General features: G+C 57.8%; 16 protein-coding genes. All 16 read right to left on the bottom strand.

The features are described from left to right. Positions 1-92 precede the first annotated feature (92 nt). Positions 93-872, bottom strand: coding sequence for a phosphate ABC transporter ATP-binding protein PstB (gene pstB, locus AH68_RS01550; protein WP_003836065.1), 780 nt, complete (start codon positions 870-872; stop codon positions 93-95). A gap of 41 nt (positions 873-913) precedes the next feature. After that, on the bottom strand, positions 914-1,909 hold the full coding sequence (gene pstA, locus AH68_RS01545) for a phosphate ABC transporter permease PstA (RefSeq protein WP_004220070.1): 996 nt from the start codon (positions 1,907-1,909) through the stop codon (positions 914-916). Next, positions 1,909-2,862 (bottom strand): phosphate ABC transporter permease subunit PstC, encoded by a 954-nt coding sequence (gene pstC / locus AH68_RS01540; protein WP_039197009.1) that lies wholly within the window; start codon positions 2,860-2,862, stop codon positions 1,909-1,911. Before pstC ends, pstA begins: the two co-directional genes overlap by 1 nt. A gap of 200 nt (positions 2,863-3,062) precedes the next feature. Beyond that, positions 3,063-4,193: a phosphate ABC transporter substrate-binding protein PstS gene (gene pstS, locus AH68_RS01535; protein WP_039197007.1), complete on the bottom strand. Its 1,131-nt coding sequence runs from the start codon at positions 4,191-4,193 to the stop codon at positions 3,063-3,065. Between the two features lie 321 nt (positions 4,194-4,514). Further along, positions 4,515-5,219 (bottom strand): response regulator transcription factor, encoded by a 705-nt coding sequence (locus tag AH68_RS01530; protein WP_004220077.1) that lies wholly within the window; start codon positions 5,217-5,219, stop codon positions 4,515-4,517. A gap of 81 nt (positions 5,220-5,300) precedes the next feature. Further along, positions 5,301-6,647: a sensor histidine kinase gene (locus tag AH68_RS01525; RefSeq protein WP_039197004.1), complete on the bottom strand. Its 1,347-nt coding sequence runs from the start codon at positions 6,645-6,647 to the stop codon at positions 5,301-5,303. Between the two features lie 182 nt (positions 6,648-6,829). Further along, positions 6,830-7,537: a 5'-methylthioadenosine/S-adenosylhomocysteine nucleosidase gene (gene mtnN / locus AH68_RS01520; protein ID WP_003836078.1), complete on the bottom strand. Its 708-nt coding sequence runs from the start codon at positions 7,535-7,537 to the stop codon at positions 6,830-6,832. 67 nt (positions 7,538-7,604) lie between these two features. Further along, the gene (locus tag AH68_RS01515; protein WP_052189120.1) at positions 7,605-8,789 is read right to left on the bottom strand and encodes a 3-deoxy-7-phosphoheptulonate synthase; all 1,185 of its coding nucleotides are present in this window, start codon (positions 8,787-8,789) and stop codon (positions 7,605-7,607) included. Positions 8,790-8,919: 130 nt separating this feature from the next. Beyond that, the gene (locus AH68_RS01510) at positions 8,920-10,053 is read right to left on the bottom strand and encodes a 3-deoxy-7-phosphoheptulonate synthase (RefSeq protein ID WP_039197002.1); all 1,134 of its coding nucleotides are present in this window, start codon (positions 10,051-10,053) and stop codon (positions 8,920-8,922) included. A gap of 176 nt (positions 10,054-10,229) precedes the next feature. Further along, on the bottom strand, positions 10,230-11,570 hold the full coding sequence (locus AH68_RS01505; RefSeq protein WP_033500774.1) for a C1 family peptidase: 1,341 nt from the start codon (positions 11,568-11,570) through the stop codon (positions 10,230-10,232). Continuing rightward, positions 11,563-13,041 (bottom strand): cell division protein, encoded by a 1,479-nt coding sequence (locus tag AH68_RS01500; protein ID WP_052189119.1) that lies wholly within the window; start codon positions 13,039-13,041, stop codon positions 11,563-11,565. The genes AH68_RS01505 and AH68_RS01500 overlap by 8 nt, the downstream gene beginning before the upstream one ends. A gap of 148 nt (positions 13,042-13,189) precedes the next feature. Beyond that, on the bottom strand, positions 13,190-13,879 hold the full coding sequence (locus AH68_RS01495) for a pyroglutamyl-peptidase I (protein ID WP_039196998.1): 690 nt from the start codon (positions 13,877-13,879) through the stop codon (positions 13,190-13,192). A 41-nt stretch (positions 13,880-13,920) separates the two neighbouring features. Further along, positions 13,921-14,748, bottom strand: coding sequence for an IspD/TarI family cytidylyltransferase (locus AH68_RS01490; protein ID WP_004220089.1), 828 nt, complete (start codon positions 14,746-14,748; stop codon positions 13,921-13,923). Between the two features lie 87 nt (positions 14,749-14,835). Beyond that, on the bottom strand, positions 14,836-15,852 hold the full coding sequence (locus tag AH68_RS01485; protein WP_039196996.1) for a purine nucleoside phosphorylase YfiH/LACC1 family protein: 1,017 nt from the start codon (positions 15,850-15,852) through the stop codon (positions 14,836-14,838). 83 nt (positions 15,853-15,935) lie between these two features. Further along, positions 15,936-17,474, bottom strand: coding sequence for a peptidase U32 family protein (locus AH68_RS01480; protein ID WP_039196994.1), 1,539 nt, complete (start codon positions 17,472-17,474; stop codon positions 15,936-15,938). Positions 17,475-17,636: 162 nt separating this feature from the next. Next, complete coding sequence (locus AH68_RS01475) at positions 17,637-18,500, bottom strand: aldo/keto reductase (RefSeq protein ID WP_039196993.1); 864 nt, start codon at positions 18,498-18,500, stop codon at positions 17,637-17,639. Positions 18,501-18,555 lie beyond the last annotated feature (55 nt).

Here is an 18,555-nt window from a genome sequence, read left to right as displayed (position 1 = left end):
CGCAAAGCGAAGCACAATTTGCTGGCTCGCTAAAGCTCGCTTGCGTCGGTCCTCTGGACCGACGCTACGCTTTGGCGAATCGGCTTTGCCGATCAGCCAAAGCGTCCCGATACGTAGCGCTCGGCTTCTTCGTTCTGGGGGTTGTTGAACATGGTGGTCGTATCAGTGAAGTACTCGAGGTGACCCGGCTGACCGACGGCCTTCAGGTTGAAGAAGGCGGTGTAATCGGCGATACGGGCAGCCTGCTGCATGTTATGCGTCACGATCACGATGGTGTAGTCGTTCTTCAGCTCGTTGATCAGATCCTCGACAGCCAGCGTCGAAATCGGGTCAAGAGCGGAGCACGGCTCGTCCATCAGCAGCACCTGCGGGTGCACGGCCACGGCGCGGGCGATGCACAGACGCTGCTGCTGACCGCCGGAAAGGCCGATGCCCGGATTGTCAAGACGATCCTTGACCTCGTTCCACAGGTTGGCGCCACGCAAAGCCCACTCGACCAGATCGTCCGCATCGGATTTCGAGATCTTGCGGTTGTTGAGCTTCACGCCAGCGAGCACGTTCTCGCGGATGGACATGGTCGGGAACGGGTTCGCACGCTGGAACACCATGCCGACATCGCGACGCACGGCAACCGGGTCGATATCCTTGTCGTACAGGTTCTTGCCTTCCAGCAGCACCTCGCCTTCGCAGTGAGCGCCCGGAATGATCTCGTGCATGCGGTCGAGCGTGCGCAGCACCGTGGACTTGCCACAGCCGGAAGGTCCGATGAAAGCGGTGACCTTGTTGGCTTCGATGTTGATGTTCACATCTTCAACGGCCAGGAAGTCGCCGTAGTAGATGTTCAGATGATTGACATCAATACGTTGTCCCATTTTGGTTCCTTATATGTTGTTTCTGTATGTAAGACTACCGCTCATCGTTCCGACTTGACGGCAAAGATCTTCGCCACGAGTCGACCGATAAGGTTGAGGATAAGCACGATGAGGATCAGCACGAGAGCCGCGGCCCATGCGCGTTCCATCGGGATGGTGGTCACGCAGGAAGCGTCGGCGGAAGCCGGGCAATTCGCGTTGAGCTTGGAGTACTCCTGGTAGACGTACACCGGAAGGGTGGTCATCTGGCCGGAGAAGAGGTTGACGTTCGTGGAGGCGATGTAGCCTGCGGTCATCAGCAACGGAGCGGTCTCACCAATCACACGGGCGACGGCGAGAATCGCACCGGAAACAATGCCCGGCAAAGCGGTACGCAACACAATCTTCGTAATCGTGCGCTGCTTGGTAACACCCAAAGCATACGACGCTTCACGCAAGTCGTGAGGCACGATCTTCAACATTTCTTCAGAAGACTTGACCACGGTCGGCAGCATCAGCAGCGACAGTGCCACGGAACCTTCGAAACCGTTGATGGTGCCAGGTCCAATCAGAATCGTGAACATCGAGAATGCGAACAAACCTGCGACGATGGACGGAATACCACTCATCACGTCGACCAGCAGGGTGATGACGCGAGCCAGCTTGCCACGGTTGGAATATTCCACCAAGTACACGGCGCACATCAGACCGATCGGAATGGAAATGACCATAGCGCCGAACGTGATTTCCAGCGTACCGATGATGGCGTGCTGAATACCGCCGTAACCACCGGACGGCGTCGGATTGCCGCCGACCACACCGGTCATGTTATAGCTCAGGAAGTTGAGGTTCAGCCTCTTGACACCGTTGACGATGGTGGTGAGCAGTACCGAGAACAGCGGAATCAGCGCCACAATGAACGCAAGAGCGATCAGCACGCGCATCGCAAGATCCTTGCGCTTACGTGCAGCGGTAAAGGAACGCGTCGGCTTGAACTTGTCGAAATCGATGACGGGGGCACCGTCCATCGGAGAAGCGTTGTTATTCACTGCGGTCATCACGCACTCGCTTTCTCGGTAAGCTTACGGGCGATGAAATTCACCACGAAAGTAATGAGGAACAGCACCAGGCCGGTGCCGATCAGCACGGACACGCCGAGATCGTTGGCTTCCGGATACTGTGCGGCGATGTTGGCTGCGATCGTCTGGTTCTGCGAGGCCTGCAGCAGCTTGATGGAGTAGTTGAGGCCCGGAGACAGGATCATGAGCACGGCCATGGTTTCGCCAAGTGCGCGGCCCAAGCCCAACATCGAAGCAGACACCACACCGGACTTGCCGAACGGCAGCACCGCAAGCTTGACCATTTCCCAACGAGTGGCGCCCAATGCGAGCGCAGCCTCTTCCTGAAGGCGCGGAGTCTGCAGGAAGATATCGCGAGACATGGAAGTGATGATCGGCAGGATCATGACTGCGAGCACCACGGCCACGGTGGCGACGGTACGGGAAGGATTGGCGGCAGGACCTGCGAACAGCGGAATCCAGCCAAGATACTTGGCCACCCAATTCCAGAACGGGTAGATGGCAGGCACCAGCACCAGACCGCCCCACAGACCGTAGATAACGGACGGGATTGCGGCAAGCAGATCGACCACATAGCTCAAGGCGGTGGCGAGCTTCTTCGGCGCATAGTGCGAAATGAACAGTGCGATGCCGACCGACACGAAGAAGGAAATCAACAGTGCCAGCGCGGAGATCAGCACGGTGCCGAACAGTAGCGGTCCGACATAGCCCCAGAAGCTGGAGGCCTTGCCGCCGGTGAAGTTGCTGATGGTTTCGCTATTAGCCTGCTGATCGCCGCCGATCAACGGCCATGCGCGGAACAGCAGGAACAGCGCGACGGCGGCGAGCACTACGAGGATCAGGATGCCACAGGCGTAAGCCACGCCCCGGAACACCTTATCCGCGTTTTTGCCGCTCACCGGCTGCTGTGCCGTTTTGCTTTGCGAACTCACGGGTTCTCCTTAACTTGCGATTGCTTGAACAGGTCTACGATGACGTTCGATGACTTGCGATGATGACGTTCGATGATTACGCTTTCCGTTTCACCTACAAGTACCGTTTCAGGCCGCACCCGCTTTCATGTTGCGGCTGCGGCCTGAAACAGACGGTCAGTTGCCGTTCACCGAGAGCTTATCGCTTACTGTACCAAAGCTCACTTGGTTTCGATGGCGTCGATGGACTTGAGGACCTTCTGGCGCATGGTGTTGGACAGCGGAGCGGAGCCTGCTGCGGAGGCAGCGGTCTGCTGGCCTTCGTCGCTGACCACGTAGGTGAGCCAGGACTTGACGAACTTGGCGGTGTTGGCATCCTTGTATGCCGGGCAGGCGATGTCGTAGGAGACAAGCACGATCGGGTAGGCACCGGCCTCGGTGGTGTTGTGGTCGAGCTTGACGACCACACGGTTGTCGCCGGTGGCGGATTCGTCGAGCGGGGAGGCATCCACAACCTTGGCGGCGGCCTCAGCGGAGAACGGCACGTAATTGTCGCCAACCTTCACCGCAACGGTGCCGAGCTCGCCAGCCTGGGAGGCATCGGCGTAGCCGATGGTGCCGTCAGCCTGCTGCACGGTGGAAATCACGCCGGAGGTGCCCTTGGCACCCTGGCCAACCTCGTTCGGCCAGTTCTCGCCGAGCTCATAGCCCCAAGCGTCGCCAGCGGCATCCTTGACGTAGCTCAGGAAGTTCTTGGTGGTGCCGGACTTGTCGGAGCGGTGCACCACGGTGATGTCGAGATCAGGCAGGTCAACCTTCGGGTTCTGCTGCTTGATGGCGTCATCGTTCCACTTGGTGATCTTGCCGTCGAAGATCTTGGCGATGGTGTCGGCGTCCATGTTCAGGGTCTTGCCCTTGCCGGAGATGCCGTTGAGGTTGAAGACCACTGCGATCGGGGAGACATAGACCGGGATGTCGAAGGCGTTGCCGGAAGCGCACACGCTCTTGGACTGCTCGACCTCGTCATTGGACAGGGCGGCATCGGAGCCGGCCCATGCGGTGGCGCCGGTCAGGAAGGTGGAAACGCCAGCGCCGGAACCAGACGGGTTGTAAGCGACCTTGGCATCCGGGTTGGTGCCCTGGAAGCCGGCAATCCAGGCTTCCACAGCAGCCTGCTGGGAGGAAGCGCCAGCGCCGGAGAAGTTGCCGGACACGGCTTCGGTGGTCTTGGTGTCGGTGCTAGCCGAAGAATCAGTGTTGGAAGCAGTGTTGTCGCCGCAAGCCGCGACAGAAGCCAGCATCACAATGCCGGACACAGCTGCAATGGAGCGTACGAGAATGGAATTACGCATTATTCTTTTCCCTCTGTCAACATTCTGATGGCGTATGTTTCTGACATTTCATATTCTGTTGTCGCCATCGTTCTTCATGACACTGTCAAGCCTATTGGTGGTTTTAGTCCCGCAAAACCAAAATCGGTGAACGGAAGATGAACACTCTACGACACTTCGGACGTTTCCGTCATTTCCATTCACCGATCTTCGGCGACTACCGTGATACCACGGTCTTACATTCAGTTATCAATCAATAATCAATTATTCTGCAACTTACGATGGTTACTGGAATCACAGTGTTTTATCTTATATATTTCCAGCTATCGCGATATTTCCACTTTATTCCGCAGGAACGTCAATTTTATAGCCCAAGCCACGCACGGTGGTCAGATATTTCGGATGCGCCGGATCCTCCTCGATTTTGGAACGGACACGCTTGACGTGCACATCCAACGTTTTGGTGTCGCCAACGTAATCGGACCCCCAAATGCGGTCGATCAGCTGGTGGCGGGTCATCACACGGCCCTTGTTCTGCATGAGATATTCGAGAAGCTCGAATTCCTTCAGCGGGAAGAACACGTTCTCTCCGCGCACCATCACCTCATGCTGGCCGATCTTCATGGAAATGTCACCGCAGATCAGCGGAATATCGTCGTCGGAGGATTCCGTCGCGTCGGCCACCATCTGGTTGCGTCGCAGCACCGCACGCACCCGCGCCAGCAGCTCGCGGAACGAGTACGGCTTGGTGATGTAGTCGTCCGCGCCGATTTCCAAACCGACCACCTTGTCGATTTCTGCGCTTTTCGCGGTGAGCATGATGATCGGTACACGGCTTTGCTCACGAATTCTGCGACATAGTGCGGTGCCGTCGAGCCCCGGCAGCATCAGATCGAGCAACACCAGATCGATGCCGCCTTTGGTGAACAGTTCCAGCCCCTCCTCGCCGGTGGCCGCGGCGGACACGTCGTAGCCTTCGCGGGTGAGCTGGTAGACCAGCGGCTCTCGATACGATTCCTCGTCCTCGACGATCAGAATTCGCGTCATCAGTGCTTCTCCTCTGTGCTCTTGTTGATTGGAACGTTGATTGGTTTGGTTATTTGCTTGAATTATTCGTTCTTGCTTGAATTATTCGATTGGAAGCTGCTCTGATTCACTAATTTCCACGGTTTCAGATTTCGCAGATTCCTCGTCTTGCTCCGATTCCGCCTGAGGCAAGGTGATGGTGAAGGTCGACCCTTCCCCCTCACGCGACCACACGGCAATAGTGCCTCCACAATCCTGCACGCAATGTTTGGTGATGGCCAAGCCCAATCCCGTACCCCCTGTTTCGCGGGAGCGCGCGGGATCGACACGGTAGAATCGCTCGAAAATACGATCCAACGAGGATTCCGGAATGCCAATGCCCTGGTCGACGACACGAATCGAAACCTTGCCATCGCTACTGCCGACGCCGACTGCGACGGTGGTGTGTTCCGGAGAATAGTTGACGGCGTTCTCCACCAGATTCTTCACCGCGGTTTTGATGGTTTCATGATCGGCGTTGATGAACACATCATCCTCATCGACAGCGTTTACGGCACCCTCGACGTGCACCAGCTTCTGCTTGCCATTCAACGAAAGCACCAGATTGATATGCTTCGATTCGGCCTTCACTTGGTTTTCGACGATCGCCTCGCGTACCAACGCAAGTACGGAAAGCCGTTCCGCGTTCAGCACCGCAGCCGCACTTTGCGCCTTCTGCAAGTCGATCAAGCGATGTACCAATTCCGTCAATCGTTCGGATTCCTTGGACACACGACCAGCGAAATACTTCACCATATCGGGATCGTCTGCAGCATCGCCAATCGTTTCGGCAAGCAGAGAAATCGCACCTGCCGGGGTTTTCAATTCGTGCGAAACGTTCGTCACGAAATCACGACGCATGATTTCAAAACGACGCTGCTCGCTCATATCGGAAATGAAAATCGCAAACAGATCATCGGAAATCTGGCCGACGCGCACATGCAGATACAGCGTGTCGGAAGGGCGGAACTTGCCCGCCTCAATGCCCTTGCCGTCGGTGTTCTTCGCGGCCGCACGGGCGGAGCGGTCCAACGGAATCGACAATTCACGCTCACGCACCACGCTGTCGGTCGACACCAATCGCAGAATATCGCGGATTTCGGCGAGCGTCATCGCATGGTCTTCAACAATGCCGAAACGCTGCGCGCCCGGGGACACATATTTGACCGACGCCAGCGAATCGACGACGATCAACGCCTCCGGCATGACGGCAATAAGCTGGCGTTCCGTGGACTGCACAGGCACGCGCGGACCGAATAGCGACATGTTCTTCTGCGCGCCGAACAGGCTTGGATCGTTCGGGGCGATCTCATCCTCCTCGAGCTGAACGCCTCGGGCACGCCCCAGAAGAAAGGCGACCACAGCGACGGCGACAACCACAATCGCCATCACCACGTGCTCTAGCGTCATATGTTAACCTTCCGATAATCCGTCATTCTTCTTCAACAGTAGCGGTTCCGGAAAGCGATTTCCGTGCGCGATTCCCTCACGCCATCGGAAGTTTCCCTGCAGTTCACTTTCATGAGATTCGCCATACCGAAATATGAGACGGCCTGTCCGGCGATCGATGCGCTGGACAGGCCGTGCTGCGCTTACATGCGCTTGACGATGTTCACTGCGATTTTCGCCGCAGTGTCGGCATATTCTGAAATGTCGAATTCCTTGAATTCCACGTAATCCGTGTCGGCATTGTCGCTCAACGCGCGAATGACCAGCACGGGCAGGTCGTTGCGTGCCGCGATATGTGCCACCGCGGCGCCTTCCATTTCGACCGCGTCCGCGCCGGTTTCGCGAATCACCTGCTCCACTTTCTTCGGATCGTCCACGAAATAGTTGCCGGTGGCGATGATGCCGGTAATGTGATGCACGTTCAGATCGGTCAGCACCTTATCGGCAACTTCGATCAGGCGGTCGTCGGAGTGGAATTCCTCCACCGGCTGGTCCGCAGTTCCTGGCTTCCACTGGCCGACGAGACGCATGTCAGTGTCGAGGTAGCGCAACGTGCCGCCAAGCACCACGTCGTTGATGTGCAGATGCGTGTTGAGATTGCCTGCGATGCCGGAGAAGATCACGGCGTCAGGCTGGTCCGCGTCGATGAGATGCTGCGTGGTGGCGGCGATATTGACGGTGCCCATGCCGCCGACCGTTGCCGCAACGTTGACACGAGTGCCCTTGTTGGTTTCGATGGTGCCTCGCGTCACGCTGACGCCGGCTTCCTCCGTTACGGTGATGTCGCTCAATGCGGATGCGATATTGGCGACTTCCTCGTCCATGGCGCCAATGATGGCGATTGTGCTCATGCGTTCGTTCCTTTCGATTGCTTCACGCTTCACGCTTTTCGCTTGGTTTCGCTTATTTTTGCTTCGCTCACTTCCAGCGGCGCTTGCTCACGGCTTGCGCAAGTTCGCGCAGCAGCTGTTCCGTGGTCTGCCAGCTCAAGCATTTGTCGGTGATGGATTGACCGTACGTCAACTCGGCAAGCGGTGCCGGTTTTTGGCTGCCACCCTCGATGAAGCTTTCCATCATGATGCCGGTGATGCCCTCTTCACCGTCGGCGATGCGACTTGCGATATTGCGCACCACTTCGGCCTGACGATGCTCGTCTTTGCCGGAATTGCCATGCGAACAGTCCACGATCAGGCCGTGCGCGGCCGCGGACTCAGCCGGCATTTTTTCACGGATCAGCTTCATGGCGTTCGCCACGGATTCGGAGTCATAGTTCGGGCCTCTGCTCGAACCGCGCAACACCACGTGGCAGTCGGGATTGCCGAGCGTTTTGACCACGGCCGCGCGGCCCATGTGATCGACGCCGAAGAACGTGTGCTGTTGTGCCGAAGCAAAACATGAATCGGTCGGCGCTTTGATGGAACCATCAGTGGCGTTTTTGAAGCCGATCGGCATCGACATGCCCGAAGCGAGCTGACGGTGCACCTGGCTTTCGGTATTGCGAGCGCCGACCGCACCCCAGCTGACCGCGTCGGAAATGTACTGCGGGCTGGTTGGTTCCAGGAATTCCGTGGCCGCAGCCAAACCGGCGTCCAATACGCCAAGCAGTGTACGGCGGGCTAACAGCAAACCCTTCTTGATATTGCAGCTGCCATCGATGTCGGGATCGTTAATTAGACCCTTCCAACCGACTGTGGTACGCGGCTTTTCGAAATACACGCGCATCACAATCAGCAATTCGCCGCCCAACTCGTCTTTCAACGCGGCTAAACGACGGGCGTAATCGAGCGCTGCAGCAGGATCATGCACGGAACATGGGCCTACAATCACCAGCAATCGATCATCCTGACCATATAGGCAGGCGCGAATCTCATCTCGAGAATAGGCAACGATTTCCTGAGCCTGATCGCTGAGCGGCAGATCGCCCAACACTTGCGCCGGTGTGGGAAGCACCTCAAATTCAAGCACTCGGCGGTTCACGATGCGGCTGATGCCAACCTGATCTTCCCATCGCGGCACATCCGTAACCACCAGCGGATTCTTACCTTCATCCATGGCCTGACGGATGGCACGAAGCTCTTCAGGCGTGTTCAGCTGCTGCTGCATCTCACTGCTCTCCTTGGAAATCACTATCTTTCCCAAGAATAGCAATCACAATGCAAAAACCGTGCGATTACGCAGATTACGCGGTTTTCGCACGGTTTTTCTATTGACGATTATTTACGCTTATTTGCGATTATTCGGCAAGCTTGCGACGGCTTTCGACCGCTTCGGCAAGCGCGTGCAGCAGCTGTTCGGTACGTTCCCACGGCACGCAGGCGTCGGTGATGGACTTGCCGTATTCCAGCTGGTCGAGCGGAGCGGGCTTCTGATTGCCGGCTTTCAGGAAGCTTTCCATCATAATACCGCTGATTCCCTGTTCGCCTGCTGCGATGCGGGATGCGATGTTTTCGATCACTTCAGCTTCGCGCACTTCGTTCTTGCCGCAGTTGCCGTGCGCCGCGTCGATGACGATGCCGTGTTCGCTCGGTCCGGAAGCCTTGGAAACCTTCAGATCGGCCAACGCCTTCGCCACGGATTCGGTGTCGTAGTTCGGACCGTGCGAAGAACCGCGCAACACCAGGTGGCAATCGGGATTGCCCTTGGTTTCGGCGGAAATCACACGTCCGTCAAGATTGATGGACAGGAAATGATGCTCGAAGGCGGCCGCGAAGCAGGAGTCCGCTGCCGGCTTGATCGAACCGTCGGTGGCGTTCTTGAAGCCGATTGGCATCGACATGCCCGACGCGAGCTCGCGATGCACTTGGCTTTCGGTATTGCGAGCGCCGATCGCACCCCAGCTGATCAGGTCGCAGATGTACTGCGGGGTGATCGGGTCAAGCCATTCCGTGGCTGCCGGGAGTCCAAGGCTCAGCACATCGGCCAGCACCTTGCGTGCAAGCCACATGCCCTTGCGAATGTTGAACTGGCCGTCGAGATCAGGATCGTTGATCAGTCCCTTCCACCCGATGGTGGTGCGCGGCTTTTCGAAATACACGCGCATCACGATGACCAGCTGGTCTTCCAGCTCTTTTTTGACGGCCGCGAGCTTTGCGGCGTATTCGTGTGCGGCTTTCGGATCATGAATCGAGCAGGGGCCGACGATGACGAGCAAACGATCGTCTTTGCCGTTCAGCACGTCACGGATTTCCTGACGGGACTTCAACACCAGATCGCTCATCTCGTCGGTAAGCGGGATTTCCTTCAGAAAATATCGGGGAGCGGGAATCGGGTCCAACTGTCGAATATTGACATCCACGGTCTCCGGAAACACAGCGTTATCCAACAATTGTGCATCCCTCGAACTATCTGGACCGCGAAGACCTGACATCTCTTCTGCTCCTCCTTATACCTGCATACCTGCTTCATGCATACTGTGCATGGATGATAATCACCGAAGTCACCTTAACGGATAAAAATGGAATAACACGAATGCCGACTGCATGCTGGACTTTTTGCGAAGTCCCATGCAGTCGGCATTCGTCAATCGGCTTGTCGGTTTACGTATCAGTCAGCCAGAGCGCCCATCGGATCCCATGCGGGAAGCATGGTGGCCGGCTCGTCAAGAGCGGCCTGATATTCGGCAGGGAGCAGCGCCTTCGGCACGGCGACCTCGTACACGTATTCGGTGAACCAGTCGTCGCTCATGGTGAAGTAGCCCTTGTCTGCGATCTTGTCTCCCCAGGAGTTCTCCACGCGCCAACGACGGGTGGTCGTGCCGTCTTCGGCCACGTCCACGCCGACGAACGCCATAGCGTGGTTCATTGCGGAATCGGCGAAACGCACGCGATCTTCCTTGTTCAGGTCGAAATCAACGCCATACACCTTGCCGTATTCGAACAGATCAGTGGCCCAAGCGCCGTTTTCACGATCCATCATCGGGTGGCAGTCGGCACCGAACCATACTGGAATGCCCTGCTCTTCGAGAATCTGACGCACGCAATCCTTCATGAACTGGTTCGGCACGTTCAGATATTCGGTCGGGTCTCCCCCGGCCACATTACCCAAGTGCTCGATACCGATCTTCTTGCCCTTCGCATGCTCCTGACGAGGATCGTCGACCAAGCACACGTAGCTTTCCAAATCGGCGGAACCGACGTACTTCTGCCAGAATTCCACAGGCGTGATCTCACCATCGCGGTGGAACTCGCCGTCCTTGTCGGTCCACTCCCAGTCGAAGCTCTTCGGCGGCTCGCCCAAGTGAATCGTCAGAATGCGGTGGCCGGCGGCGGTCGCTTCGGCGATTACCGATTCGATCGAAGCCGGATCGGCATACATGTGCGCGACAGCCGTATGCAGCAGGCGACGCAATTGCACATTCATTTCGCCGGTGTTCTTGGAGGATTCGGTTTCCGGGAACAGATCCTTCGGAACGGCACCGTACTTCTTGTACACGTTCATGGCCATGGTCCACTGACCGCCGTCGCCCATCACATCGGCGAGCAGATGCTGGATCAGGCGGGAGTCGGACGGCTCGCCGGCCTTCACCAGTTCGGCCACGTCCTGCAGGAAGTAGTTGACGCGCTCGAGCTTGTCGTAATACATGGCATAGTTCTGGGAGAACTCGAATTCCTTCAGCCCCATGTTCTTCTTGGCCACGAAACGAGCCACGTTCAGCGAGCTGAACAGCCAGCAACGGCCGGAACGATCCTGATGGGTGGCGGTGCCATTGTCGACAATGGTGGAGAATCTGCGCTGCATCAGGCGGGCGCGGTCATAGTTGCGCGCCACCTTGTTGATGCCCGCCGCGGTGACCGCGTTCATGGCCATACGGTTGTGGTCGCTGGCTTCGAAATCCTCAACCAGCGTTGCCAATGCATCAGCGCTCAACGGCGTGATGTCAGTCATTGTTCTGTTCCTCCTGTGCTTCCTCGCCCTGGTCAGACTGCTCGTCTTCGGACGGTTCTTCAAAGTCGTCATTATTCTGCTGTTCGTCGGAGACAACATCCTCATCGAAAGTCACTTCCGGTTCGCCCGCAACAGTTTCGCCACTCTCGTCGTGCGATTCCGCCGGAGTTTCAACTTCAGCTGCGGAATCATGCTGTTCGCCGTCGATGGAATTGACCACAGACAGGCCGTTCGCGCCGAAACCGGAGAACGCGTTGGCAAACATGGCACGCAGTTCACTGACACGCTGCGTGATCTGCGCCTCACGGGTCTGCAGGTCGGCGATGCGCTGCTGCACACCTTCAAGCTCGCTCTTGGCTGCCTCACGACGCTTGTTGATCTGCTCGTCGGCCTCTTCGGTGGCCTGCTTGAGAATGCTGGCAGCCTGCTTGTCGGCTGCCTCACGCTTGTCGGAAGCGTATGCCTCGGCCTCATCGCGTGTATGCTGCGCTTCGGAGATCAGCTCGTCGGACTGCTTCTTGGCGGTTTCACGGCGTTCGTTCAGGTCGGCGAGCAGCTCGTTGACCTTCTTCGTAGCCTCATCCTGCTGGGCGGAAATGTCGGCGCGGATCTGCTCCACCTCGGCATTGACCTGGCTGATGGTCTTGGTGCGATGCACTTCAGCCTCGTCGGTGATCTCCTGTGCCTTGGCTTTGGCGGTATCCGTGATTTCCGAGGCACGGCGCTGCGCGTCCGTCATCATCTTGGACACCTGCTCACGCACGTCGGCCAGCTTCTTGTTGGCTTCGGCCAACGCAGATTCGATCTGGTCGTTGGTCTCGCTTTTCATGCGGTTGATCTCGTCATTGGCGTTCTTGCGCTGCGCCGCGATCTGCTCGGTGGCTTCGGCGCGCATATCGGAGAGCTCGCGCTCCTGCGTGGCGCGCTCCGATGCGAGACGCTTGTCATGCTCCTCACGGGAGTTCGTCAACTCCAGATCGACGGTCTGGCGTTGCGCCACCACGGCCTTCTGCGCTTCGCCACGCAGCTGGTCCGCTTCGCGCTGGGCGTTGGACTTCAGCGTGTCGGCATCATTATTGGCCTTCGACAGCACCGCTTCGGCCTTGGCGTTGGCCTCGTCGAGAATACGCTTGGCGTCGAGCTTGGCATTGTTCAGCAGGGTTTCGGCCTGAAGCTGCACCGTGGCGCGTGCTGCGGAAGCGTCTTTCTTGGCACGGTCGAGCAGCTCGGCGCTGGTCTGTTCCGCGCTGGCGAGCATCTGCTGCGCGTTGGCGCCCAGAGATGCGAACGAATTCGGGTTGGCCTTCTTGTTTTTCTCTTCCTGCAGCTGTGCCTGCAGTTCAAGGATGGTCTGATCGTCGGCCTTGACCTGCTCACGCAGACGGTCCACCGTCTCCTGAGCCGAAGCGAACGCCTCATCGACCCTTTCCTTGTCGTACCCCCTCAACACGATTGGGAACTGCTCAACCATGGTATTCCTTTCACGAATTCCCTTCCATCGCGCATCTTGCCCGCGCCTATCCGTCTTGAACTTTAGCGCAGGAAAAACGTTCGGCACACGGCAGTCGCATAATTCTCACAGAGAGCACAGAAATCGTTCGAGGAAACGCCGACGCCGTTCAGCCGAGCAGAATCTCACTTGAGGATGGCTGCAGATAATAACGCACCGATTCGCGGATCACATCGTTACCTGCGGCGATTTGCTGCGCGATCGACAGTCCATGTTGCGGATGTGACTGCTCGTTGACGATCGGCAGGCTTACGAAACCCGACAAAATACGCTTTTCCTGCGCGGCAGACCAGTCGAGCAGATGGTAGAACAGCGAATTGCAGACGAACGTGCCCGCATCAGAACTCAGCGCGGCGGGAATCTCATGTTTGGCGAAATCGCGCAGAATCGAACGCAACGGCAAGCGCGTCCAATATGCTGCCGGGCCTTCTGGATTGATCGGACGGCGAGGCGGAATCACATTGTCGGCGTCAGGCTTGGCCGCGTCCATCAGATTCGTGGCGCATCGCTCCAGCAACACGCCGCGGGCGGACCGCTTCAAACCGGTGGCGATGACAATATCGGGATTCGCCTGTTCGATGGCGTTCAGCAACATGGGCCAGGCATTGGCGAAACTGACCGGAAGCGTCACCGTCGTCACGCTAATGGAAACATCCTGCAGAAGATCGTCGGACAGCGCCACGGATTGAGATGGATCATTCCAATATTCGGCGAGCGCCACGGGAACAAGTACGGCCGGATTCACGTCGATGCCGTCGTACGGGGTGAAACCTGAGATGACGATGTTGATCTGCTGCATGTGTTCCAGTGTACGTGGTCGAAAGGTGGGTTCGTTTACGATCAGTGCTTATGCATTTGTGAGAATGCTTCGGCGAACACCGCGTGCATGCGCGCTTTCGCTTCTTGTTTGGCGTGTTCCGGGTCGAGGCTGCGCGCTATGTTCTCGGCGATCGGCATGTCGGCCTGCGTGGTGATTTTAAGATTCGTTTCGGATCCGGCAACGATGGCGACCGGCTCGTTCGGCAGATAGTCCACCACCACGCGAGTGTCGTCGGTCGGGTGGAAGTCGGGATCGGCGGTGGCAAGCTCGTAGGCTTTGGTGATGGTACCGAAACGGAAGGCCTGCGGGGTTTGCGCACGGAATGCGTTCGTACGATCGGGCACGGAGCGCACCACCTTGCGCTCTCCAAGATCTTCGGTCAGCAGAATCGTGTCAGTGGACGCGTAGGCCACGGTCGCCGCGTTGAACTGGTCGAGGCTGTCGATGCAACCGTCGATGGATTGCTGTTCGACGAACGGTCGCACGGAATCGTGGATGAGGATTTTCGCGCCATCGGGAATGCCTGCCTGCTTGAGCAGGTCAAGCGCGGCTCGGGTGCTGTCCACACGCTCGGAGCCACCCGGAATCACGGCACGCACCTTGGTATAGCCGGCTTCGTCGATGAGCATGTTCACCATATTGCTGACACGCTCGTTGACCACGACGATGATGTCGCTCACGCGATCGTTACGCTCGAATGCCTCGATGCTCCAGCAGACGATCGGCTTATCCCCCACCGAAACCAACTGCTTGGGATTGTTCTCATCGAATCGCGTGCCGAAACCGGCCGCCAACACCACGGCCACAACCGGCATCTTCTGTTCCTGCATCTGCTCTCTCTCACTCATACGTCCCACCGTAAACCCCCGAATCGGTTTGCAACGCGTTTTGCCTTACGTTCTGCACGCAATCCGCAACAGCGCGCCGCTCTCCCACTATTCGCGTACGATCAGCGCAAGCATGCGGCCTTCGTGCGCTTTGCCTGCGATGGTGGCACGGCGATGCGAGAACCAGAGAGGATTTTCCAGCGTGCACAGGCTACGGCGGATCTTCTTGAAACGTTCCGCGAGCCACGGTTCGCCTTCACCATCGGACTGGCAGATTTCCGCCAATTCCTCGTCTTCGGAAAGATACTGGGTGGCTGCGTTGACGCGGGCGCGGGAGGAAACGACGTTATCAGCCGGAACACCGGCTTTGGCAAGCTCCTGCAGCGCGGCGGCCGCGATATCGATGCCCGGCTGGCCGAAACGGCTCAGCGTGAAGGTTCCAGGGAACTGCGCGTCGAATTCGTCAGCAATGTCTCCGCCAACCTCGTAGCAGTCGCCGCAGATGCACGGGCCGAGCGTGGCGACAATACGTTCCGGCTTGGCTCCCTTGGCCACCATCTTTTCGATGGTGGCGCCGATCACACCGTTCTGCAGACCACGACGCCCGCAATGCGCGGCACCGATCACACCGGCTTCCGCATCGGCCATGAGCACCGGCAGGCAGTCGGCCGCGAACATGCCGAGCGCCACGTTCTTCTGCGCGGTCACCTGGCCGTCGGCCTCGACCACTGCCGGCCCATCCGCGGTTTCGCCCACCTGCTGAGCGGTTTCGCCCTTGCTGCCGGACACGTCGAAACCAAACGGACGGTTCATGACGAACAATTCGTCCACATCGACGGCAACGCCGGAATGCACCTGGCTGACCAGGCTCAGTTTCGCATCGATGGCGTTGGAGAGCGCCACACGATTGGCGAGCACATGGTTCGGATCATCGCCGGTTTTACCCCCGAGATTGCAGTGCGCATAGTCTCCTTCGCTGGTGCCGCCAAGTCGCGTGGTGTACACGACTTTGACGCCCGGCGCAAGCATGATTGGAATGGTCACCGGAATTGGATTGCCGTCCACGTCGGTCGGGTCGATCGCATTGCTGTCAAGAATCGCGTCGTCATACTGCTTGTCAGTCATATTTTTCTGTTTTCCTTGATTGTTCTACGATTATTTCAACTAATTTCTGCTGATTTTCTGCACCTATACGATGTTTTTCGCAATTATTCCGCTTTGAGTGTCGGCTTTTTGGTGCGCGATCGGATGGCCGCGTTCACCGGCACTTCCTGCGGGCATGGCATGGAGAACACATGCGCCGGATTGTTGATGGCTTCGACCCAATGCCCATCGGCGTCGCGGAATCCGCCGGCCGGAATGGTATAGGCGAGCGGAGCCGCGCCCGGCAGCACGAATTCAACCTCTTGACCGGCTTCGATCTTGTTGCGGCTCATAATGGTCACGCGACCGCCGTCTTCCGGACTCCACGAAAGCACTTCGCCGACCACCAGCCATGCGCGGAAATACGCGGAACGATCGGTGCTTTGCTGCACTTTGTGCTCCGGATAGTAGAAGCCGGTGGAATAGTCGCGGTGCGCCACCTTGTCTGGCTCGTCCAGCAGCCAGTCAGGCAGAGACACATGCTCCGCGGGGCGCACTCCGGCGTGATACCAGCCTTCCGGCAGGATTTCGGCAGCCGTGTTCGACTTACGCCTTGTGCTGCGGGCATGGTAGCTCAGATCATCCGGTTCGCCGGCAGAAGCGACGGGAACGGTCGCAATATCCGGCTTTCCCGCGAATGCGCCATCCGCATGTTCCATAATTGAATCGGCGGTTTCCGGCTTGCCGTAATCCGGATCGGACGGACGAATCACACGATCGTGGAACGGCTTCAGCACAGTGCCATCCTCGTCTTCAAAACCGCGTTGCACCATGTATGCGTCAACGGCGGTCTTGTAAGCGTTCGTCATCGCCGCAATATAGTAGGCGCTCTTGGAACGACCTTCGATTTTCAGACTGGTAGCGCCCGAATCAAGCAGATCGTCGATATGCGCAAGCATGTTCATATCCTGCGAATTGAACAGATACGCGCCTTCCTTAGTCTGTTCTATCGGAAAATACTGGCCGGGGCGCTTTTCCTCGACTATGGAATACTTCCAGCGGCACGGTTGAGCGCATTCGCCATGATTGCCGTCACGTCCGGTCAGATAATTGGAGAACAGACAACGACCGGAGAACGCCATGCACATCGCGCCATGCACGAAGCATTCGATGTCAAGATCGTCGGGGATGCGTGCGCGAATGTCTCGCACGGCCTGCAGATCCATTTCGCGGGCGAGCACCACACGGCGTGCACCCAACTGGTAGAAGGCGTTCGCTGCCTGATAGTTGGTGACTCCCGCCTGCGTGCTCACATGCAGTTCCAGGTTCGGCGCCACTTCGCGGGCCATGAGCATCACACCAATGTCGGAAACGATCAGTGCGTCCACGCCGGTGTCTTTGAGCTGGCCGATGTATTCGCGCATCGCTTCGACTTCGTTGTTGCGCGGCAACACATTGCAGGTCACATACACGCGGGCGCCACGCTCATGCGCGTACCGGGAGCCTTCTTCGAAATCCTCCAAGCTCAGGTTTTTCGGCGCCGAACGCATGCCGAACGCCTTACCTCCGCAGTAGACGGCGTCCGCACCGTAATCGACGGCGGTTTTCAGTCCTCGCAGATTGCCTGCGGGAGCCAATACTTCAGGCTTGTTTCTTCTTTGCACGCTTGTTCCTCTTACTCGATTTTTCCGCTCTATATTCTCAACTATTCACGGGACACTTCTGCCGCATCCGGGAAATACATACGAGGAAAAACACATGCGGAAAAACAAAGGCGTCCATCGTGGAGACAGACGCCTTGACGCAAATCATTGCGAATCTGACACTCAGCCGAGTTTGGCGAGTTCCTCTTCGGTGAGTTCGAGCTCGTCGGCCTTGAGGGAATCGAGAATGGTTTCCGGTCGGTGGGCACCGGGAATCACGAACATGTGGTCGCCCTTGGCCAGCTCCCATGCGAGCACCACACGCTGGTAGCTCACGCCACGGGCTTCGGCCACCTCGCGGAACGGATCGAACAGGTGCTCGTCGTACGGGTGACGGTAGCCGCCCAACGGACTCCAGCACACGAATGCCAGACCCTGCTCGGCGCAATAGTTAAGCGTGTCTTGGGTGTCCAGATGAATCGGAGAATACTGGTTCTGCACGGCCACAAGCTTGTCGCCGAGGATCTCCTGCGCGATCTTCAACTGTTCGATGCTCACGTTGGAAACACCGGCCCACTGGGCCACGCCCTGATCAAGCAACGCCTTGATGCCTTCGCAGGACTCGTTGTACGGCACTTCCGGATCATGACGGTGCAGGTAAAGCAGATCGATGCTGTCAACGCCAAGCGCCATCGCGGACTGCTTGCCGTATTCGATCAGATGCTCCGGCTTGCCGTCACGCGGCCAAACCGGCTTGTCACCCTCCCAAGCGCGGCGCAAGCCCACCTTGGTGGCCACGGTGACTTCCTCACGCGGGCCCTTCCACGAGTCAAGCGCCTCACGCACCAGCTTTTCGCCGGTCTGTTCCTCTTCGCCCGGCGTGTAGTACGCCCAAGCGGTGTCGATGTGACGGCATCCGGCATCCAACGAGGCGTGCAATGTTTCGATACCGACATCGTGACCACGATTGTTTTCAATGGTCAACGGCATTTCGCCATGACCGATAGCCGTGGTGTGGAACGGTCCAAGATTACGGAACAAAGCCATCCCGATCTCCTTCAACAACATAACAATGCTTCCAACGCAACCTTACCAGTCGCCC

Origin of the sequence: Bifidobacterium catenulatum PV20-2, assembly GCF_000800455.1 — a bacterium.
GTDB lineage: Bacteria > Actinomycetota > Actinomycetes > Actinomycetales > Bifidobacteriaceae > Bifidobacterium > Bifidobacterium kashiwanohense_A.
The sequence above is the reverse complement of the archived record's forward strand: the minus strand, read 5'-3'. Positions and strand labels throughout refer to the sequence as shown.